This window comes from Acuticoccus kandeliae, from assembly GCF_003073115.1.
Genome location: NZ_QBBV01000006.1, coordinates 47,163 through 67,640, shown reverse-complemented (window position 1 = coordinate 67,640; position 20,478 = coordinate 47,163). Strand labels below are relative to the sequence as shown.

The window sequence follows — 20,478 nt, the reverse complement described above, 5'->3', positions numbered from 1 at the left end:
GGAGGGGGAGCGATGACCGCCGATAAGGTTTTGATCGCCGGTGGCGGCATCGCGGGGCTGGCGATGGCGTTGACGCTCGATCAGATCGGGGTCGACTGCGTCGTCTTCGAAAGCTCGCGCGAGATGAAGCCGCTCGGCGTGGGCGTCAACCTGCAGCCGAACGCCGTGCGCGAGCTCTACGATCTCGGCATCGGCGCCGCCGATCTCGACGCCGTCGGCCTGCCGGCTCTGGAATGGGTTCTCGTCGGCCTCAACGGGCGCGAAGTCTATGCCGAGCCGCGGGGCCTCAAAGCCGGGTACGACTGGCCGCAATATGCGGTGCATCGCGGCGCGTTTCACATGCTCCTCTACCGCACGCTGATTGCGCGGATGGGGGAGGGCGCGGTGCGGCTCGGCACGCGCGTCACCCGATACGCGCGCGATGGCGAAGGGGTCGTCGCCACCGTCCGGAACGCCGACGGGACGAGCGAGGAGGTGCGCGGCTCCCTCCTCATCGGCGCCGACGGCATCCACTCCGCCGTTCGTGCCCAGATGCACCCCGATCAGCCGCCGATCCATTGGGGCGGCGCGGTGATGTGGCGCGGCACGGTGCGGACGAAACCGCTCCGCACCGGGTCCTCGTTCATCGGCCTTGGAACGCACCGCCAGCGGATGGTGATGTATCCGATCTCGCATCCGGCGGCGGACGGGACGGCGCTCATCAACTGGATCGCCGAGGTCACGATCGACAACGAGAAGGGCTGGCCGCACGAAGGCTGGTTCCGGCCGGTCGAGGTCGACGAGTTCATCACCCACTTCGAGCGGTTTCGCTACGATTGGCTGGATGTGCCGGCGATGCTGCGCGACGCGGACTGCGCGTACGAGAACCCGATGATCGACCGCGATCCGATCCCGACATGGGTGGACGGACCCGTCGGGCTGATCGGCGATGCGGCCCACCCCATGTATCCCACCGGCTCCAACGGGGCGAGCCAGGCGATCGTCGACGCGCGGGTCCTCGGCGCGAAGATGCTGGCTCATGGCGTGACGTCGGCGGCGCTGGCGGCCTATGACGAGGAGCTCTGCGCGCCGATCTCGGCCGTTGTCCTGCGCAACCGTGGGGCGGGTCCCTTCGGCCTCCTCAACCTGCTGGACGAGCGCTGCGGTGGTGAATTCGTCGACATCGAAGACGTCATTCCCGCCGCCGAGCGCGCCGAGTTCATGTCCACCTACAAGAAGGCCGCGGGTTTCGCGATCGAACGCCTCAACGCCGCCGGACCGACCATTCCCGAGGCAAGCCGCGCTTCGCGTCGCGCCGATCCCGCCTCCGGATAACGGGCCACTCGTCCAGGCACGCACCGCGCTCGCGGCGAGCCGGGCACACCGACCTGAAGACGATCAGCGTGCCGACGCTGGTGATGCACGGTGACGACGATCAGGTCGTCTCGATCGCAGATAGCGGGCCCGTGTTGGCCAAGCTTCCGCAAAATGCGACGCTGAAGGGCTCGGCGCTGAAGCCGCGGTCGCATCTGACCGAGGGTGCCATGTCATATGTCGGCCGGCGCCAGCGGGGGAGCGGGGGTGGCCTCGCGGGCAAGGCAGGACACGAAATCGGCGAGGCAGGCGGGGCGGGAACGATTGTTCTTCCATACCGCGTAGACATCACCCTTGATCGGCGCGCCATCGTCGTGGAGGGCGATCGTGCGGGCGGCGTTCCGAACCGGGCGCGCGGAGGTGGAGACGACCGCGATGCCGTGCCCGTCGTCGGCGAGGCAGGCGAGTGTGTCGGCACTGTCGCTTTCCAGGAGGATGTTCGGCCGCAGTCCGGAACTCGCGCACGTCAGGTCGAAGAGCTGCCGCGTCAGGAACCCGCGCCGCAGAAGCATCAGATGCTCGTCCGCGATGTCCGCGATGGTTGCCACCGAGGCGCCTTCCAGCCGGTGGCCCGGGGGAACGATGAGCCGCAGCGCCGCCTCGAAGAGTTTGGTGCCCGCGAGCCCACGCGCGTTGCTGAACGCGGCGACGGCGACATGGACGACGCCCGTGTCCACCATCTCGAGGAGGCTGTCATTGTCGCCTTCGCTGAGGATGATGTCGACCAGAGGATAGCTCTTGCGGAAGCGCACCATCGTCGGCGACACCAGCCGCGCGATCGTCTGCGATGTGGCACCCACCCGCAGCAGCCCGACACTGCCGCTCTTCAACTTCTGCGACCGGTCCACGAGGTGCTGCGCCTGGTCGATGAGCGCGACGGCGCCGCGTAGCAGATCCTCTCCGTCCGCGGTGAGGACGAGGCGATTGCCGACCCGCTCGAACAATGTGAGCCCGAGGCGCTTCTCCAAAGCCTGCATCTGGCGCGACAGCGCCGGCTGGCTGAGGTGCACCACCTCCGCCGCCCGCGTGATGTTGAGGCGTTCGGCGACGGCGACAAAGTTCTGGATCTGCCTGAAATCGAGCACTGCATTCCCCTGACGCTGATGTCAGCGGCGATCGAGGCGGCCAGAACGGTGAACCCTCGACGTGCGCGGACCATGTGGAAAATGCATGGCCGGTGCCAGAAGGAATGCATTAGACGAAGGCTGCGTTTCTCCATACCGCACGACTCGCTCGAAGACGTACCCAGCGGGAGGAATGTCCGGACGTGCGCATCAACATCAATGCCGATATCGGCGAGAGCTTCGGCCACTATCAGATCGGCAACGACAGCGTGATCATGGCCGGGATCGGCTCAGCCAACATCGCCTGCGGCATGCATGCCGGCGATCCGACGATCATGACGGAGACGGTCCGCCTCGCAATCGAGAACGGTGTGTCGATCGGTGCGCACCCGGGCTTCAATGACCTTTGGGGCTTCGGGCGCCGCCAGATCCGCATGCGGGCGATCGATCTGCAGCACCTCGTCACCTATCAGATCGGAGCGCTGATGGCGTTGGCGGGGGCGCAGGGCGCGCGCGTGACGCACGTGAAGCCGCATGGCGCGCTCAACAATATGGCGCACACGCAGGACGATGTGGCGCTCGCCATTGCCCGCGGCATCAAGGCGGCGGACGCGGAGCTCATATTCGTCGCCAACGCCAATTCGGCGATGACCCGTGCGGGCGAAAGCGTTGGCCTGAAGGTCGCCAACGAGGCCTACATAGACCGTCGCTACGATGAAACCGGCTACATGCTCTCACGCGAGCGGGACGACGCGGTGATCCATGACCCGCAGGAAGCCGCCGAGCAGGTCGTCCGATTCCTCGAGGAAGGGGCGCTGATCTCGACCACCGGCAAGCGGGTCAAGGCCGAGATCCATACGTTCTGCCTCCATGGAGACGAGCCGACCGCCGGTGTGGTGCTCGACGCGGTGCGCAAGCGGCTCGCGGCGGCGTCCATCGAGGTCGTCACCCTGCCGGAGCTCTTCGGCTGACCCGACCGGACCGCACCCCGTTGGGGAGACGGCCAGCGGCCCTTCCTCTGTCGCAACCATGTGCTGAGCACATGAGGGGCCGATGCATGAATGCATTGGACAGAGGGAAGGGCGGCTGGTTGGCTAAGCCGTTGCCACACTTACGGAGGACGATCGAGAATGCGTTTGCGCTTCTTCCTGGCACTTGCCGCTGCAACCTCAGTCGCGTTCGCGGGTCTTTCGGCTCAGGATCGTGCGCTGGCCGACTTCCCCGAGAAGTCGGTCACGATCAATGTCGGTTTCGGCGCTGGCGGCGGCGTCGACACGATCACACGGGCCATCGCCCCGGTATTGTCCGAAGCGCTCGGTGAGACTGTCATCGTCGTCAACCAGCCGGGCGCCGGCGGCGCGGTCGCGACCACGCGGCTGAAAGCGACCCCTGCCGACGGCTACACCCTCGTCGCCACCACGTCGACGACGCTGACCTTCGACCCGCACACCGGCGCGGTCGCCTTCGACGTCGGCGAGTTCGACTACATCGCCGCTTTCGGCACCTTCCCCGAGGCGCTCATCGCGCTGCCGTCGCGCGGCTGGGCCGACGTCAACGCGATGCTGGAAGAGGCCAAGGCAAACGGTTCGGCGCTGACCTATGCGTCGAACACCGCGATCGACAAGATGGTCACCGCAGCCCTTTCCAAGGCAAGCGGCGTCACCATCAATCCGGTCCCGGTCGAGAGCGGCGCGGAGTCGGTCTCGCAGACTCTCGGCGGGCATGTCGACTTCGCCTACAGCTCCGGCACCTACTACCCGCAGGCCGTTTCAGGCGACGTGATGATCCTCGCCGGTCTCGGCGACGATCCCGTTCCCGGCTTCGAGTCGCGGCCGACGCTGCGCGGTCTCGGCTACGACATCTCGAGCGTCAACATGATCCTCTACCTCGCCCCGAAGGGGCTGCCGGACGATGCCAAGGCCAAGCTGGCTGAGGCCTTCGAGGCGGCGGCGAAGAGCGAGGCGCTGCTGAGCGTCCTCGACAAGCGCAACATGGGCAGCTTCACCGTTACGGGCGATGCGCTGACGGCGCTGGTCGAGAAGCAGTACAAGCAGTTCGGCACGCTGGCGAAGGGGCCGAACTGAGCCGAAGGTCGATCATGCGGGCCGCTCCCGTCATCGAGTTCGCGATCGTGGGCGGCCTCTGCGCGGTCGCCTACTTCGTCGTGATCCCGGCGCAGATCTCCGCGCAGGGCGCCGTCGGCCTGCGGGCCGACGTTGTCCCGCGCGTTGCCGTGGTCGCGATCGCCCTCTTCGCGCTCCTCCATATGGTGACACGATTGGCCGTCGCCGCCCCACCGGCCGAGACGGCCGCAGCTGAGGAGACGGCTCCGCCGTGGCGCTACGTCGCCCTGCTGCTCGCCGCCATCGCCGCCGGCTATGCGGGTATCATCTGGTTCGGTCTCGTGGCGGGCGGCGCACTCACCGTCGGCCTCATCACGCTGGCGCTCGGCGAGCGGCGGCCGCTGCCCCTGACGCTTCACGTTCTCGGTGGGGCAGCCGTTGCTGGCCTCATCCCCCTTCTCGGACTTTGACCGTCGACATGTCCATTCCTTGGAAGGCGCGCACGCGCCGATCCCTTCGCCGGACCCGCGCATCGTGGACATGATCATAGACGGCTTCGGCGCGGCCCTCGCACCGTCCTCGCTCGTCTCCATCGTGCTCGGTGTTCTGTTCGGATATTTCGTAGGCGTCGTGCCGGGTCTCAGCCGCCCGGCGGCGCTCTCGATCGCCGTGCCATTGACCTACACGATGAGCCCGATTTCGGCGATCGCCTTCCTCATCGGCATCGCCAAGGCGAGTGCGGCCGGCGGGGCGACCGGGGCGATCTTGCTCAACACGCCCGGCGAGCCGAGCTCGGCGGCGACCTGCTTCGAGGGATACCCGCTCGCCAAGGCCGGGCAGGCCACCAAGGCGCTCAAGGTCGCGCTCTACGCGTCCGTGTTCGGCGACATCTGCGCGACCATCGTGCTCATCGCGCTCGCCCGCCCTCTCGCCGCCTTCGCGCTGCAGATGGGGCCGGTGGAAATGACCGCCGTTATGCTCTTCGCACTCACATTCATCGCCGGCCTCTCCGGAACCGCCCTGTCGCGGGGGCTCATTTCCGGGACTCTCGGCCTGCTGCTTGCGACTGTCGGCCTCGATCCGGAGACGGCGACGCCGCGACTGACCTTCGGCATCGTCGACCTTTTTGACGGCGTGCCGCTGCTGGCCGTCACCGTCGGCATGCTCGCCTTCACCGAGATGCTTGTGCAGGCCGAGCAATATCTCATGAAGATGCGGGCCGGTGCCCATGTCGAACCCGCGCCGCACCGTCACGACCAGAGCCTCTCCTTTGCTGAGCTGAAGCGCATTGCGCCGACCGCGGTGCAATCGACCGGCGTCGGCATTGCCGCCGGCATCATCCCCGGCCTCGGCCCCACGATCGGGGCCTTCCTGGCCTACTCCATCGCGCGGCGGACCGGGCGGCCGGGCGACAAATGGGGCGAAGGCGAAATCAAGGGCGTCGCTGCCACCGAAGCCGCGGACAACGCGGTGCTCCCCGCGAGCTTCATTCCCCTGTTCGCCATCGGGTTGCCGGGCAGCGTCTCCGCGGCGATCCTCGTCGCCGCATTCATGCTTCATGGCGTCGCGCCGGGCCCTCTGATCTTCGAGCAGCACCCGGACCTGATGTACGGGATCTACGCGGCGATGCTGGTGGCGAGCGTCGCGATGCTGCTGATTGGCCGGGTGGGCCTGCACCTTTTTGCCCGCATCGGCGACGTGCCGCTGACAACAATCGTGCCCTTCGTCGTCCTGTTCTGCTTCCTTGGATCCTACCTCGAGACCCACACGCTGTTCTCGATCACCGTCATGCTGGCGCTTGGCGCCCTCGGATACGTGATGCAGCGCTTTGGATATTCGGTGGTCACCTTCCTGATCGGATTCGTCGTGGGACCGCTGTTTGAGATTTCGCTGCGGCAGAGCCTCGTGATCGCCAAGACGCACGGGCTCAGCCCGACGGACCACCCGATCGCGATTGTCTTCCTCGTCCTGACGATCGGTGCCGTCATCATTTTCGCGCGGGAAAGCCTTGCGAACCGTCCCGGCCGGGTGATGGAGAGCGAGTAGGATGCCGGTCAGGAATCCGCCGGGTCCAGCCCGCACCATTCGGCGGTGGCCAGCGTGACGGCACCGGTGATGCGGTCCACGGAGGACAGGCCAACCTGCTCGTCGAACCGGTGGATTGATTCTGACATCGGGGCTCTAATCACCGCACCCCGACGCAGCGATATCAGTCGCTTGCCCGGTGCGCGGCCGTTGCGAGCTTCTTGCGGTCAGCCTCGGACAATTGCGGCCGGTCGACCTTGATCGTCAGCTTGTCGAGCTTGGCGGTCAGTTTGAATGGCGGCGTATAGTCGGCGTCGTTCACGCCAGTGAGCGTGTCGGAGCCGATGTCGAAACTCTCGTCCCACTGGAGGATGATGGGGATGGTCTTGTCCATCTTCCTGGAGTCCACGACCTTGCCGTCGACCTTGAGCGTGCCGGTGCCGGACCGGCCCACACCGCTCATGTCGTTGAAAGCGAGCGTTTCGGCGCCGAGACCATCATAGACGAAATCGAACTCAACGGTGTGCTTGCCACGGCCAAGAGCGTCTTTGCCCTCCCACTTGATCCGCTCAAGGTCGACGAGGTTCCAAAGGAACACCGGCCTGCCACCCAGAAGGTAGAAGCCGTAGCCCGCGAAGCGGCCGCCCGAGGTGAGGATCATCCCTTCGGCGCCACCTTCGGGCACGTCGATCTCGGCGGTGATCGTGTAGGAGGAGTTGAGGAGCATCGGCGAGTCGCCTTGGGGAAGGCCGACCATCGGGCGGGTGTAGACGAACTCGTCGCGGCCTGCGGTGATGTTCGGCCGAGGCGCTGCAACGCGTTCACCCACGGATGCATCGAGCGGGAACACCTGATACCGCGTCGCCTCCATGATGAACATTTCCCGCAGCTTCTGGACCATGTCCGGGTGCGCGGCTGCGATGTCGTTTGCCTGAGTGGGATCGTCCTTGAGGTTGTAGAGCTCGAAGGTCTGATTGTTCAGTGGATCTTGGTTGGTGGGGCCGAAGGCGATCCACGGGGGACGGTTGACCTTGGTGGCGAGGAACCAGTCATCATGCCAGAGGCCCCATTGGCCCATCATTTCGAAATATTGGGTATCGCGCGGCGGGGCGGCATCGGCGTTGGCGGGGTCGAAGAGGTAGGCGAAGCTCTTGCCGTCCATGGGCGCCTGGGTGATCCCATCGACGCTCTGCGGTGCGGAGATGCCGGTCACTTCCAGGATGGTCGGCACCACGTCGATAACGTGTAGGAACTGGTCGCGTCTGCCGCCCTTGTCGGTGATCTTTGCGGGCCAGGTGACGGTCATGTTCTGCCGGATGCCGCCAAGCTGCGAAGCGATCTGCTTCATCCAGGGGAAGGGGGTGTCGAAGGCCCACGTCCAGCCGACGGCCATGTGGTTATAGGTCTCCTCGGTGCCCCATACATCGTACCATTTCATCTGCTCTTCGACCGGGATGGCGTTGATCCCGTTGAAATAGGCGACCTCGTTGGGTGTGCCGAGCAAGCCCCCCTCGGCGCTGGTCCCGTTGTCGCCATTGATGTAAATGATGAGCGTATTGTCGTACTCGCCGATGTCTTTCAAAAACTGAATAATTCGGCCGATCTCGTGGTCGGAATAGGCGGAATAGGCTGCGAAGACATTCACCTGCTTGATAAAAAGCTTCTTTTCGTCATCGGTGAGGCTGTCCCAATCCTTGATGTAATCGGTGGGCCACGGGGTTATTTTTGCGTCCTGCGAGAAGTACCCGAGATTCTTTTGGTTTTGAAAGATAGTCTCCTGCAGCTTGTTCCACCCGTCGTCGAAGAGGTGCATCGCCTCGATCTTCTCCACCCACTCCTTCGTTGGATGGTGGGGGGCGTGGGTCGCCCCCGGTGCGTACTTGATGAAGAACGGGTTCGAGGGGTTGGTCTGGTGCATCCGCGTGATCCAGTCGATGGCGTCGTCGGCCATCGCCGTGATCAAGTTCCACTCGCCCTTGGCATTGTCGAAGGGATAGATCTGGGTGGTGTTGCGGAAAAGATTCGGCTGCCACTGGTTGGCGTCGCCGCCGACGAAGCCGTAGAAATACTCAAACCCCATTCCGGTCGGCCACTGGTCGAACGGACCGGCCTGGCTCGCCTCGAAGGCGGGCGTGTTGTGGTCCTTGCCGAACCAGGACGTGTTGTATCCGTTGTCCAGCAGGATCCTGCCGACGGTCGCCTTGTCTTCAGAAATAATGCTGTTGTAGCCGGGGAACCCCGTCGACTGCTCTGAAATCACGCCGAAACCCACGTTGTGGTGGTTGCGGCCGGTGATGAGGGCGGCGCGTGTGGGCGAGCAGAGCGACGTTGAATGCATGCTCGTGAAGCGCAGTCCGTCGGCGGCGAGCCCGTCCATGGTGGGCGTGGGAATGACGCCGCCGAAGGTGGACGGAATGCCCCAGCCGGAATCGTCGGTTATGATGAGGAGGACGTTGGGCGCCTCCTCGGGCGGGACGACGCGGGGTGGCCACCACTGTGTCGATTCCGCAGTGTTCGTGCCGATCTCGCCGCCGAACGGAACCGGTGGCGGCGGCAGCTGGAGGCCGTTGAGCGTGGTCGTGGCGTTGGGAGCTCCGGTGTTTTCTTGCGCGTCAGCCGGACCGCTCAAGACCAAAGCCATCCCAAGCGCAGCAATGATGGCACCAAGAAGCTTTGACATCTTCGTTTCCTTGTTCACGAGGATGCCGCGCCAAAACCACCGCACTTCTTAGACACGGCCCAGTGTTCAGCATGCACCGCGCAGGCGCCTGGTGCTTTGACCTATGGCAATCCGCTTCATCGCTTCTCGTAGTGAGGGGCACTGCAGATCGTGCCAGCGCTCGAATCGCGTTGGCCGGATGGGACTTGTCGACGTCCAGACCGTCTCCCGTCGCCTGTTGCGCACCTGAAAACGCTCTCCCGCCGCCCGCGGCCGGCGTTCGTTCTTCTCCAAGATTGTGGCGCTCCGTACCGGCGCCGGCGCCAGACCATGCGGAAATGGCCACCCGGGTTCCGCGGGCCGTGCGCTGGTGCTCGTGCGGGCCATTGGCAGGCCGCGCAAAGTCTCGATTGACGTGGCGGTCGTTCCGCGAGACGATACAGAAAGTTCCGCTATAAGGAACAGTTGATGGGAGGGATGCGGTCGGGTCGCCGATCGCGCCGTGTCTGCCGGCCCCGCGGGGCCCCGTGTGCATGGTCGTGATCGCATCGCACTGCGCCCGAAGGAGGACGACATGTCGCCAGGGATCGCGACCCCGGGCACCAACCTCGACGTGCGCCATTTTCTGGAGTGTCACCGCACAATGCTGCGGATCCGGGCGTTCGAAGAGGCCGCCATCCGCTCGTTGGACGAGAAGCTCGTCCTCGGTGCGATCCATCCGTCCATCGGTCAGGAGGCGATCGCCGCTGGCGTGTGCGGGCGGCTGAACCGGGACGACGTCATTCTGTCCACCCACCGCGGCCACGGCCACACCATGGCCAAAGGTGGCGAGCCGCTGCCCATGATGCGCGAGCTGTTCGGCCGCGCCGGCGGTTTCTGCAGGGGCAAAGGTGGCTCCATGCACATTGCCGACTTCGACATCGGCATGCTGGGTGCGAACGGCGTCGTCGCCGCCAACATCAACATCGCGGCCGGCGCGGCGCACGCCATCAAGCTGACCGGGGGCAACCGCGTCGTCGTCTGCTTCTTCGGCGACGGGGCGATCAATCGCGGGCCGTTCCTCGAGGGCCTCAACTGGGCCGGCGTGTTCGGCCTGCCGATCCTCTTCGTGTGCGAGGATAACGGCTTCGCGGCGACCACGCGCACCGCGTCCATGACCTCCGGTCCCGGCCCCGCCGCGCGCGCCGAATCGATCGGCATCCCCGCGAGCGAGGTGGACGGGAACGACATCGTCGCCGTCTCCGAGATCGCCGGCGATCTCGTCGAGAGGGCGCGTTCGGGCCAGCCGCAGATGCTCGTGGCGCGGACCTATCGCCTCACCGGCCACACCGCGACGGACACCGCCCCGTACCGCACGCAGGACGAAGTCAGCGCGCGCTGGAAGGACGATCCGATCGCCAAGAGCCGTACGATGCTGGAGCGCCTCGGCGTGTCCGCGGACGATCTCGACGCGATGGCGAACGCGGCGACGGACGAGATGGCCGAGGCCTACGACACCGCGCGCGACACCCCCTGGCCGGAAACCGATCTCGCCTTCGCCGACGTGCAGGACATCGGCGACCCGCGCGCGGTCCCTTACTGATGATTCCCGACATGACGATGACCTATCTCGAAGCCGGCAAAGTAGCGCTCGCCGAGGAGATGCGCCGCGACCCGGCCGTATGGGCGGTGGGCGAGGATCTCGGCCGCGGCGGCGTGTTCGGCCAGTATCGCGGCCTCTCCGAGGAATTCGGCAGCGAGCGTATTTCCGACGCGCCGATCTCCGAAGCCTGCATCATGGGCGCCGCGGTCGGCGCGGCGATGATGGGCACGCGGCCGGTGGTGGAGATGCGCTTCTCCGACTTCGCGCTTTGCGCGGTGGACGAGCTGGTGAACCAGGCGGCGAAGGCCCGCTACATGTTCGGCGGCCAGACCCGCGTGCCGCTCGTCGTGCGCGAGCCCATCGGCATGTGGCGGTCCTCCGCGGCCCAGCACTCCCAGTCGCTGGAGGCGTGGTACGCGCACATTCCCGGCCTCGTCGTGGCGACGCCGTCGACGCCCGGGGACGTGAAGTCGCTTCTGAAGGCGGCGATCCGGTGCGACGACCCGGTCGTGTTCATGGAGCACAAGGCGCTCTGGCAGCTCGAAGGCGAGGTCGGCGACGCGGACGATGTCGGCACCTTCGGCAAGGCGCGCACGGTGCGCGCGGGCGGGGACGTGACCATCGTCGCCTGGTCCGCCGCCGTGCACGACGCGACGGCCGCCGCCCAAACGCTGGCCGGGCAAGGGGTCGAGGCCGATGTGATCGACCTGCGCACCATCTGGCCCTGGGACCGCGAGGCGGTTCTTGCCAGCGTGGAGCGCACCGGCCGGCTCCTCGTGGTGCAGGAGGCGGTGAATGTCGCCGGCTTCGGCGCCGAGATCGCCGCGACCGTCGCCGAACATCTTCACCATAGGCTGAAGGCGCCGGTCCGCCGGCTCGGGGCGCCGCGTGTGCCCATCAGCTACGCGCCGCCGCTGGAGGCGAAGGTCCGCGTCACGCGCGACCAGATCGTCGCCGCCGCGGCCGACCTCGTCGCCGCCCGCCAGCCCGCCTGACAGTTCGAGAAAGATCCGATGACAGACACCAACGAAATGACCGGCGGCGAAGCCATCGCGCGGATGCTGAAGGCGCTCCAGACCGGGCCGATGTTCGGCATGGGCGGGTTCCAGCTCCTGCCGTTCTATGACGCGGCGCGGCGCGTGGGCCTCGACCACAACCTCATCAACGACGAGCGCTGCGCCGTCTTCATCGCCGACGCCTACGCCAAGGTCTCCGGCCGCGTCGGCGTGTGCGACGCCACGCTCGGTCCGGGCGCGACGAACCTCGTCACCGGCCTCGTCGAGGCGCTGAATGCGGGCTCGCCGATGGTCGTGATCGTGGGCGACAGCCACCGTCTCCACTCCTGGAAGAACATGACCCAGGAGAGCCGGCAGACCGAGATCCTGCGCCCGGCGTGCAAGGAGTTCATCCGCGTCGAGATGGTCGAGCGCATCCCCGAGCTCGTCGCGCGCGCCTTCCGGGTGGCGACTTCCGGCCGGCCCGGTCCCGTCGTCGTCGCCGTGCCGGAGGACATCTGCCACGCGACGTTCCCGTTCGATCCGGAGGAGTTCGACGTCGACCCCGCGCTCGCCACGTCGCCGCGCTGCCGTCCGGCCTCGGCCGACACCGCCCGCGCGGCGGCGATGCTGGCCGAGGCGAAGCGGCCGCTGATGCTGTGCGGCGGCGGCGTGCACATCTCCGGCGCCACCGGCGCGGTGGAGGCGCTCGCCCACGCGCTGAACCTGCCCGTCGCCCACACGATGACGGGCAAGGGCGCGATCGCCTGCACGGACCCGCTCTCGGCTGGCCTCTTCGGTCGCTATGACCGCATCGCCAACACGCTGATCGAGCAGTCGGACTGCCTTCTCGTCGTCGGCTGCAAGCTCGGCGAGATCGCCACCAAGCGCTACACCGTGCCGGCGGCGGACAAGGTCGTCATCCACCTCGACAATGTCGCCGAGGAGTTCGGCCGCACCTTCAAGCCCGCGCTGCGCCTGTGGGGCGATGCGCGTGACGGCCTCGCCGACCTCGCCGACGCGCTGGCGGACAATGCCGATGCCATCCGCGGCCGCCAGCAAGCCTACGCCGACGAGGTGAAGTCGCGCATGGACGCATGGCGCACCTCGGTCGACGCGCGTCTCACCTCGAGCGAGCAGCCGATCAACATGGCGCGCATGTTGAACGAGCTGAACAAGGTCATGCCGAAGGACGGCATATTGGTGGCCGATGGCGGGTTCGCTGCGCACTGGGGCGGCCTGCTCTACGACACCAAGACGGCAGGTCGCGGCTTCGTGCCGGACCGCGGCTTCGCCTCCATCGGCTACGGCCTGCCCGGCGCCATCGGCGCCGCGCTCGCAGCCCCTGGCCGCCCCGTGATCGGCCTCACCGGCGACGGCGGCTTCAACATGGTGATGGGTGAGCTGGAGACGGCCAAACGGCTCAAGCTGCCGCTCACCGTCATCATCGTGAACAACGCCGCGTCCGGCTACGTGAAGGCGCTGCAGCATCTCATGTACGGGGAGGGCGCCTACCAGTCGTCCGACCTCGTGGAGATGAACTACGCCAACGTCGCGCGTGCGCTCGGGGTCACCGGCATCCGCGTCGAGGACCCGGAACAGATCGCCGATGCGCTGAAGGCCGGCATCGAGGGCAACGGACCCACCGTCATCGACATGGTGGTGACGCGCAACCCGGCGCAGATGCTGCCGGCCGTCGACAACCGAACGCAGAAGGTCAGGAAGGGCGACCGCGTCGCCTGACGCCGAACGCCCTCACCACAGAAACGATCAACGGAGGAGACAACGATGAAAAAGACTTCGCTTCTCGCCGCGGCTCTCGGCACGGCAGCCGTCCTCGCGCTCTCGCCCGCACAGGCGGAGGTCGAGAAGGTCACCCTCGAGATGGCGCACATCTATAATCCCGGCAACATCTGGTACGACGTTGCCGAGCGCTACGCCGAAGGCGTGAAGGAGGCGACGGGCGGCAACGTCACGATCAACATCGCCGCCGGCGGCTCCACCGGCACCTGGCAGGAGGCGATCGAGGCGCTGCAGATCGGCACCAACGACATCGTGCTGCAGTCGATCGGCACACTCGACCGCTACGACCCGCTCCCCGGCATCGAGGCGTTCCCCTACCTCATCCGCGACCTCGACCACTTCAACAAGGTCTACTATGGCGAGGTCGGAGCCGAGCTCTTCGACGCCATCGAGGAGGCGACGCAATTCAAGATCGTCGGCGCCGGCTTCCGCGGCGCGCGCAAGCTGTCGTGCAACTGCGAAGTGACCGAGGTCAGCGACCTCGAAGGCGTGAAGCTGCGCGTGCCGCCTTTGAAGATGTACCGCCGCACGTGGGAGCTCCTCGGCGCGAGCCCGGTGCCAATGCCGGCGTTGGAGATCTACACCGCCCTCCAGCAGGGCGTGATCGACGGGCAGGAGAACCCGCTCGAGACCATCCTGACCTTCAAGTGGCACGAGCATCAGAGCCACATCATGAACACCGATCACGTGATCGGGGCGATGACGTTCATCTACGATTCTCCGCGCTTCCAGCAGTTCTCCGATGAGCTCAAGACGATCCTCATCGAGCAGGGCGAGGCTGCGATGAAGTGGGGCACCGAGCGCATGATGGAGCAGGAAGAGGGCTACGCCGACGAGCTGCGCGCGGCGGGCGTCACCATCCAGGACGTCAACCGCGAGGCGTTCGCGGAGACGGTCGCGCCGATCCGGGACGAGTTCCCCGAGCTCGCCGACTGGGTCGAGCGCATCAAGGCCGTCCAGTAAGGCGGCGGCCGGGCAGGGCGTTCGGCCCTGCCCGCAACGGCGCAACGGCCGTCCGACCGGTGGTCGGTCGCGCCGCTGCGTGTCGGCCCGGTTCGCAGGGCCCTGCGCCCGGCCACACCCACAAAGCCTGATCCGCCCGGGAGGGGGAACGCGTGTTCAACCGTATCGCATCGGCCGTCGAGCGGGTGATCGATCTGGCGCTGATCGTCCTCATCTCCGTGATGGTGGTCTCGATCTGCTACCAGGTCGTCGGCCGCTATCTGCTCAACCACGCACCCGGCTGGACCGAGGAGATCGCGCGGTTCCTGATGGCGTGGATCACCATGCTCGGCAGCGCCATGGTGATGCGCACCGACGGACACGTCGCCGTCACCATCGCCGCCGATATCCTGCCCGACCCCCTCCGCCACGCTGTCGGCTGGCTCCGAGACGCGCTGATCCTCACGATGGCGGGCGCGCTCGGATATTACGGCTACCTCTTCGCGCTGATCGGCGACCGGCGCGACTCGGCGGCCATGGAGATCTCCATGTACTGGCCGCACCTCTCCATCCCGGTCGGCGCGGCCCTGATCGCGCTGCTTCTCCTCCTGCGCCGGCTCGATCAGGTCGCAACCGGACGGAAAGAGCCATGACCATCGCAGCCCTTGCCGTCGGCATCGTCGCGCTGATCCTCATCGGGGTCCCGCTCGGCTTCGCCATCATCACCGCCTCGCTGGGCGTCATCTGGGCGGCCGGCACAAACCCGGTCATCGCGGCGCAGCGCCTGTTCTCGGGCCTCGATTCCTTCACGCTGCTCGCGATCCCGTTCTTCCTGCTGGCGGGGTCGCTGATGTCGCGCGGCGGCATCACCATCCGCCTGGTCGAGTTCGCCAACGCGCTCGTCGGCCGCTTCTCCGGCGGCCTTGCCATGAGCAACGTCCTCGCCTCGACCTTCTTCTCCGGCATCTCGGGATCGGCCGTCGCCGACACCTCGATGATGGGCCGCATCTTCATCCCGGCGATGGAGAAGGAGGGCTATACGCGCGGCTTCTCCGTCGCGGTCACGGCGGCGTCCTCGGTCGTGGCGCCGATCATCCCGCCGTCCATCGGCTTCATCGTCTACGGCGTCATCACCGGCGAATCGATTATCCGCCTGTTCCTCGCCGGGCTCATTCCCGGAATCGTCTTCTCGGCCGCGGCGCTCGCCTACGTTTACTACACCGCCCGCCGGCGCGACTTCCCGGTCCATGCGCCGGTGCCGCTGTCGGAGCTCGTCCGCACGTTCCGCCGGGCCTCGCTGGCGATCGTGATGCCGGTGCTGATCCTTGTCGGCATCGTCTCGGGCGTCTTCACGGTGACGGAATGCTCGGCGGTCGCGGTGGCCTACGCCTTCGTCATCGGCGCGTTCGTCTACCGCGAACTCTCATTCGGCGGCGTCATCTCCGCGCTGCGCGAGGCGGTGCAGACGACCGCGGTCATCATGATCATCGTCGGCGCGGCGCAGCTCTTCGCCTGGCAGCTCGCCTACGCGCAGGTGCCCCAGGCGGCCGTCGGATTGATCACCACGATCTCGGAGAACCCGGTCTTCTTCCTCCTCCTCGTCAACGTGCTGCTCCTCTTTGTCGGCACGTTCATGGAGGCGAACGCGGCGATGGTGATGCTGGTGCCGATCCTCCACCCGACGGCGCTGGCGCTCGGTGTCGACCCGATCCAGCTCGGCGTGATCGTCATCGTCAATCTGTGCCTCGGCCTCATCACGCCGCCGATCGGGCTGTGTCTCGCGGTCGCCTGCAAGATCGCGGACCTGCCGCTCGAACGCGGCATACGGGACGTGATGCCCTTCGTGCTGATCGGCATCGTGCTGCTTCTGGTCCTCTCCCTGGTGCCGGCAGTCTCTCTGTTCATCCCGGACCTTTTCTTCTGACGCACTCCTTAGGATCATCATGGCTGACAGGCTGAAAGACAGAATAGCCCTCGTGTTCGGAGCCGGCTCCGTCGGCGAGGGTTGGGGCAACGGCAAGGCGGCGGCGGCGGCCTACGCGCGCGAAGGCGCGAAGGTCGTGTGCGTCGACCTCAACGCGGACGCGGCCGAGGCGACGCGCGCCATCATCGAGGGCGAGGGGGGCGAGGCGATCGCGCTCAGCGCCGACGTCACCGACGCGGCCTCGATCAAGGCCGCCGTCGACAAGACGGTCGAGACCTACGGGCGGATCGATATCCTGCACAACAACGTGGGCATGAACATTGCCGGCTCCGTCGTCCAGGCGACCGAGGAGGACTGGCGCAAGGTGATGGACGTGAACCTCACCTCCATCTTCCTGACCTGCAAGGCCGTGATCCCGGTCATGGAGGCGCAGGGCAAGGGGGCGATCATCAACATCTCGTCGATGGCCGCGGTCCTTTATACGGGCTACCCCTACGCCTCGTACTACGCCTCGAAGGCGGCGGTGAACCACCTGACGCGCTCCATCGCGATGGACTATGCGACCAAGGGCATCCGCGCCAACACCATCATGCCGGGCCTGATGGACACGCCACACATCTACAAGCAGATGGCGGGCTACTACGAGGGCGATCTCGACCGGATGCGGGACGATCGCGCGTCGAAGGTGCCGATGCGGCGTCAGGGCAGCGGCTGGGACATCGGCTGGGCGGCGGTCTTCCTCGCTTCCGACGAGGCCGGCTTCATCACCGGGGTCGAGCTGCCGGTCGACGGCGGCCAGCACTGCATGGGCAAAGCATGATCGCCGCGGGGCAAATGCGATGACGACGCCCCGCCTCGCGGACGGCGTCATGACGTGTCCGACGGCGACGAAGTTCACGCCCGACATGCGCGGCATGGTCGTCGTCTGCGGCTCGCACGGCGGGCTTTATCCCGGAACGCTCGTGGTCAAGGCGGGGCTGCGCGGCGTCGTCCTGTGCGACGCCGGCGTCGGGCTCCAGGAGGCGGGCATCGCCTCGCTTCCGCTGCTCGACACGATGGGCATTCCGGCCGCGACCGTTTCGCACACGAGCTGCCGCATCGGCGATGCGCAGGACATGGTCGAGCGCGGCATCATCAGCTTCGCCAACGAGGCTGCGCGTGTCCTGGGCGTGCAGCCTGGCGATGCCGCCGCGGCGGCCGCCGCAGCGATGCGCGCCGCCGCCGAGCCCGCCCTGAAGACGGGCGCGGGCGAGGGGGAGGCCGAGGCCCGGATCGTCGAAGAGGGCGAGGGGCGGACCCTCGTGCTGATCGACTCGGCGGCCATGGTGACGCCGCAGGATGCGGGCGCCATCGTCGTCACCGGGTCCCACGGCGGGCTCGTCGGCGGGGCGCCGAAGATGGCGCTGCAGGTGGACGCCTTTCTCGCGCTCTTCAACGACGCCGGCATCGGCATCGAGGAGGCCGGCATCGGCCGGCTGCCGGCACTGCAGACACGCGGCATCGCTGCGGCGACGGTGTCCGCCGATACGGCCCGCATCGGAGAGGCGCGCTCCACCCTCGACGACGGCATCCTCTCCGCGGTCAACGAGGCGGCCGCGGCGATGGGCGGGCATATCGGCATGCCGGCGCGCGCGCTTGTGGCGGCGGCGCGGCGACTGTAGCCCTCACGCTGCACCGGGTGGAGCTTCGCGCGTGAAGCGTCCCGGCTTTGGAAGGGGAGTTCAACGATGGGCGCGCCGAAGAGCACAGAAACGGACGGGTCCGTCCGCTCCGTCGAGCGGGCCGCGCGTCTCATCAAGCTTCTCGCCGCGGCGACGGTGGAGGGGAGCCGCCTGTCCGACCTCGCCGTCGCGACCGGTCTCGGCAAGTCCACGGCGCACCGCATCCTGTCCGCGCTCGCCGATCAGGGGTTCGTCTACCGCAACCCGGCGGACCGGCGCTATTTCCTCGGCTACGAGCTCGTCCGCCTCGCGCGGGTCGACACGATGAACGAGATCACCCACCTCGCCGCCGCCTCGCTCGACCGCCTCGCCGACGAGACGGGCGACGTCGTCTTCCTGCAAGTGCGGGAGGGAGCCTTCGCGGTCTGCCTGGCGCGCCGGGTCGGCAACTTCCCCATCAAGACGTTGACGCTGAATGTGGGCGACCGACGTCCGCTCGGCGTCGGCGCGGGAAGTCTTGCGCTGCTGTCCTTCCTGCCGGATGCCGAAGTCGACGCGATCGTCGCCGACACGACGCGGACGGTGACCTACCCGCAATATCCGGCGACCACGATGCGCGCCCTCGTGGAGCGCACGCGGCAGGCGGGCTTCTCGCTGAACGAGGGTCGCATCGTCACCGGGATGGGGGCGGTGGGGGTGCCGGTCGTGGCGCCCGACGGGCGGCTTCTCGCCGCGCTCAGCATCGCCGCCATCGAGGAGCGTATCGTCGGCGAGCGGATGGCCTGGATCGTCGAGCTCCTCAAACGGGAAGCCGAGGCGATCGCCGCTCTCGCCGCCATCAGCCGCACGCCCGCCGCCACGGCCTGATGCGGCGTGTTGGGCGTGTCACCAAGCCCACGATGCGAGCACCCGCCAGCCATGCCACGCGCTGTCAGATCCTCAGGCGGTAAGATGCGGACCCAGAGCAGCCGTTGAGCTTGAGATTGCGCGAACTCGACTAGTACGTCGCGCGACCGCCGGAGAGGTCGTAGATCGCGCCGGTGCTGAAGCTGCACGAATCGGAGCAGAGCCAGACCGTGAGCTCGGCGACCTCCTCAGGTTCACCGAGCCGCTGCATCGGGGACTTGGCAATCATCGTCGCCACATGCTCGTCCGACATCTGCGAGAGGAGGGTCGTGCGCACCGCCGCTGGTGCGAGCGCATTGACGAGGACGCCTGTGCCGGCGAGTTCCTTCCCCAGGGACTTGGTCAGCGCCAGAACGCCGGCCTTCGCCGCGCTGTAGGCGGACGCGTTCGGTGTCCCTTCCTTGCCAGCCAGCGAGGCCACATTCACGATGCGCCCCCATCCGCTCGCCTTGAGGACGGGGACGAGGCTACGGCAGACGTGAAATGTCCCGATGAGGTTGACGTCGACGATCCGGCGCCACTCCGTCACATCGTACTGGTCGAGCGGCGCCGTCGAGCCGGCAAACCCGGCATTGTTCACCAGGATGTCGACCGGCCCGAACCGCGCGGCGGTGGCGTCGGCCGCGGCCTCGACAGACGCGAGGTCGGCAATGTCGACCTTGATGCCCTGCGGGTCGGAGTCGGCAATGTCGCGGTCCCACACAACGACATCGGCGCCGCACTGGCGCAAGCGCTCGGAGATCGCGAAGCCGATCCCGCGCGCGCCGCCGGTGACGACTGCTCGGTGGGCCGAGAGGTCGTACTCGGCCCGTCCAGCCGGCATGACAGGACTGGTCATTCGGTGGGCGCGCGGTGGATTGGGTCGACCCAATAGACCGTTTCGGGTGCCTCGACGGGGTCGACGTCGGTGATGTTCACGACCACCGCCTCGTTGTCGGAGCGCACGAGGACGCATTCGAGCGTCTCGTCGGGATTGGCGTTGATCTCCTGGTGGGGGCAGAAGGGCGGCACGAAGATGAAATCGCCCGGCCCCGCCTCGGCGACGTATTGGAGCCGCTCGCCCCAGCGCATCCGCGCCTTGCCCTTCACAACGTAGATGACGCTCTCGAGTTCGCCGTGATGGTGCACGCCCGTCTTGGCGTCGGGCACGATGGAGACGGTGCCGGCCCAGATCTTCTGCGCGCCGACGCGGGCGTGGTTGATGGCTGCCTGGCGATACATGCCGGGTGTCTGCGGCGTGTTGTCGTCGAGCTGGTCGCCGCGAATCACACGCACACCGTCGTGCTTCCATTTCGCTTCTTCGTCGCTGGCGTTCATGTCCCGCTCCTCGCCTCTTGCCGGACCTGGGCGGCCCCGTTTCTTAACTCGGACGGTCGGTGCCGCGAACTCACCGTGCATCCGCTGCAGGGAACCGTGCCTCAGCACCTGCACTTCTGCAAATGGCACAATATCGCGAAATTGACGTCCGCCATGGACGTTGCGCACGAGAACGGTCGATCTG

At 67.0% G+C, this 20,478-nt stretch carries 18 protein-coding genes and 1 pseudogene; 15 read left to right on the top strand and 4 right to left on the bottom strand.

The features are described 5' to 3' along the window. Window positions 1-12 precede the first annotated feature (12 nt). Window positions 13-1,314 carry a flavin-dependent oxidoreductase gene (locus DBV35_RS28245; protein WP_108663770.1) on the top strand — a complete coding sequence of 434 codons (1,302 nt, stop codon included), beginning with the start codon at window positions 13-15 and terminating at the stop codon, window positions 1,312-1,314. Window positions 1,315-1,364: 50 nt separating this feature from the next. Continuing rightward, window positions 1,365-1,481: pseudogene (locus DBV35_RS31225) on the top strand (alpha/beta fold hydrolase); the annotation flags it as partial. A 45-nt stretch (window positions 1,482-1,526) separates the two neighbouring features. Here DBV35_RS31225 and DBV35_RS28235 read toward each other — a convergent pair. Continuing rightward, on the bottom strand, window positions 1,527-2,438 hold the full coding sequence (locus tag DBV35_RS28235) for a LysR family transcriptional regulator (RefSeq protein WP_108663769.1): 912 nt from the start codon (window positions 2,436-2,438) through the stop codon (window positions 1,527-1,529). Between the two features lie 182 nt (window positions 2,439-2,620). Between DBV35_RS28235 and DBV35_RS28230 the strand changes: the two genes are divergently transcribed. The 4 genes from DBV35_RS28230 to DBV35_RS28215 all read left to right on the top strand — a co-directional run bounded on the left by DBV35_RS28230 (window position 2,621) and on the right by DBV35_RS28215 (window position 6,526). Beyond that, complete coding sequence (locus tag DBV35_RS28230; RefSeq protein ID WP_108663768.1) at window positions 2,621-3,388, top strand: LamB/YcsF family protein; 768 nt, start codon at window positions 2,621-2,623, stop codon at window positions 3,386-3,388. A 159-nt stretch (window positions 3,389-3,547) separates the two neighbouring features. After that, window positions 3,548-4,501 (top strand): Bug family tripartite tricarboxylate transporter substrate binding protein, encoded by a 954-nt coding sequence (locus tag DBV35_RS28225; RefSeq protein ID WP_157962039.1) that lies wholly within the window; start codon window positions 3,548-3,550, stop codon window positions 4,499-4,501. 14 nt (window positions 4,502-4,515) lie between these two features. Beyond that, a complete protein-coding gene (locus DBV35_RS28220) occupies window positions 4,516-4,950 on the top strand; it encodes a hypothetical protein (RefSeq protein ID WP_108663766.1) in 435 nt (144 codons plus the stop codon). Between the two features lie 70 nt (window positions 4,951-5,020). Beyond that, window positions 5,021-6,526 (top strand): tripartite tricarboxylate transporter permease, encoded by a 1,506-nt coding sequence (locus DBV35_RS28215; RefSeq protein ID WP_245944140.1) that lies wholly within the window; start codon window positions 5,021-5,023, stop codon window positions 6,524-6,526. 163 nt (window positions 6,527-6,689) lie between these two features. Here DBV35_RS28215 and DBV35_RS28210 read toward each other — a convergent pair whose 3' ends face one another. Further along, window positions 6,690-9,185 carry an arylsulfatase gene (locus tag DBV35_RS28210; RefSeq protein ID WP_108663866.1) on the bottom strand — a complete coding sequence of 832 codons (2,496 nt, stop codon included), beginning with the start codon at window positions 9,183-9,185 and terminating at the stop codon, window positions 6,690-6,692. 553 nt (window positions 9,186-9,738) lie between these two features. Between DBV35_RS28210 and DBV35_RS28205 the strand changes: the two genes are divergently transcribed. The 9 genes from DBV35_RS28205 to DBV35_RS28165 all read left to right on the top strand — a co-directional run bounded on the left by DBV35_RS28205 (window position 9,739) and on the right by DBV35_RS28165 (window position 18,938). Then, on the top strand, window positions 9,739-10,746 hold the full coding sequence (locus DBV35_RS28205; protein WP_108663765.1) for a thiamine pyrophosphate-dependent dehydrogenase E1 component subunit alpha: 1,008 nt from the start codon (window positions 9,739-9,741) through the stop codon (window positions 10,744-10,746). An 11-nt stretch (window positions 10,747-10,757) separates the two neighbouring features. Further along, window positions 10,758-11,741, top strand: a complete 984-nt coding sequence (locus DBV35_RS28200; protein WP_205648921.1) for an alpha-ketoacid dehydrogenase subunit beta — start codon at window positions 10,758-10,760, stop codon at window positions 11,739-11,741. Window positions 11,742-11,759: 18 nt separating this feature from the next. After that, window positions 11,760-13,484 (top strand): thiamine pyrophosphate-binding protein, encoded by a 1,725-nt coding sequence (locus DBV35_RS28195; RefSeq protein ID WP_108663763.1) that lies wholly within the window; start codon window positions 11,760-11,762, stop codon window positions 13,482-13,484. 45 nt (window positions 13,485-13,529) lie between these two features. After that, window positions 13,530-14,507, top strand: coding sequence for a TRAP transporter substrate-binding protein (locus tag DBV35_RS28190; RefSeq protein WP_108663762.1), 978 nt, complete (start codon window positions 13,530-13,532; stop codon window positions 14,505-14,507). Window positions 14,508-14,659: 152 nt separating this feature from the next. Beyond that, complete coding sequence (locus DBV35_RS28185) at window positions 14,660-15,139, top strand: TRAP transporter small permease (RefSeq protein ID WP_108663761.1); 480 nt, start codon at window positions 14,660-14,662, stop codon at window positions 15,137-15,139. Next, a complete protein-coding gene (locus tag DBV35_RS28180; RefSeq protein ID WP_108663760.1) occupies window positions 15,136-16,410 on the top strand; it encodes a TRAP transporter large permease in 1,275 nt (424 codons plus the stop codon). Before DBV35_RS28185 ends, DBV35_RS28180 begins: the two co-directional genes overlap by 4 nt. Window positions 16,411-16,429: 19 nt before the next feature. Next, the gene (locus tag DBV35_RS28175) at window positions 16,430-17,230 is read left to right on the top strand and encodes an SDR family NAD(P)-dependent oxidoreductase (protein WP_108663759.1); all 801 of its coding nucleotides are present in this window, start codon (window positions 16,430-16,432) and stop codon (window positions 17,228-17,230) included. A 19-nt stretch (window positions 17,231-17,249) separates the two neighbouring features. Beyond that, window positions 17,250-18,071: a hypothetical protein gene (locus tag DBV35_RS28170; RefSeq protein WP_108663758.1), complete on the top strand. Its 822-nt coding sequence runs from the start codon at window positions 17,250-17,252 to the stop codon at window positions 18,069-18,071. 66 nt (window positions 18,072-18,137) lie between these two features. Then, window positions 18,138-18,938, top strand: a complete 801-nt coding sequence (locus tag DBV35_RS28165) for an IclR family transcriptional regulator (RefSeq protein WP_108663757.1) — start codon at window positions 18,138-18,140, stop codon at window positions 18,936-18,938. A gap of 130 nt (window positions 18,939-19,068) precedes the next feature. Here DBV35_RS28165 and DBV35_RS28160 read toward each other — a convergent pair whose 3' ends face one another. Together DBV35_RS28160 and DBV35_RS28155 are read right to left on the bottom strand one after the other, a co-directional pair. Beyond that, window positions 19,069-19,815, bottom strand: a complete 747-nt coding sequence (locus tag DBV35_RS28160) for an SDR family NAD(P)-dependent oxidoreductase (RefSeq protein WP_245944135.1) — start codon at window positions 19,813-19,815, stop codon at window positions 19,069-19,071. After that, window positions 19,812-20,294 carry a cupin domain-containing protein gene (locus DBV35_RS28155; protein WP_108663755.1) on the bottom strand — a complete coding sequence of 161 codons (483 nt, stop codon included), beginning with the start codon at window positions 20,292-20,294 and terminating at the stop codon, window positions 19,812-19,814. Before DBV35_RS28155 ends, DBV35_RS28160 begins: the two co-directional genes overlap by 4 nt. Window positions 20,295-20,478: the final 184 nt, after the last annotated feature.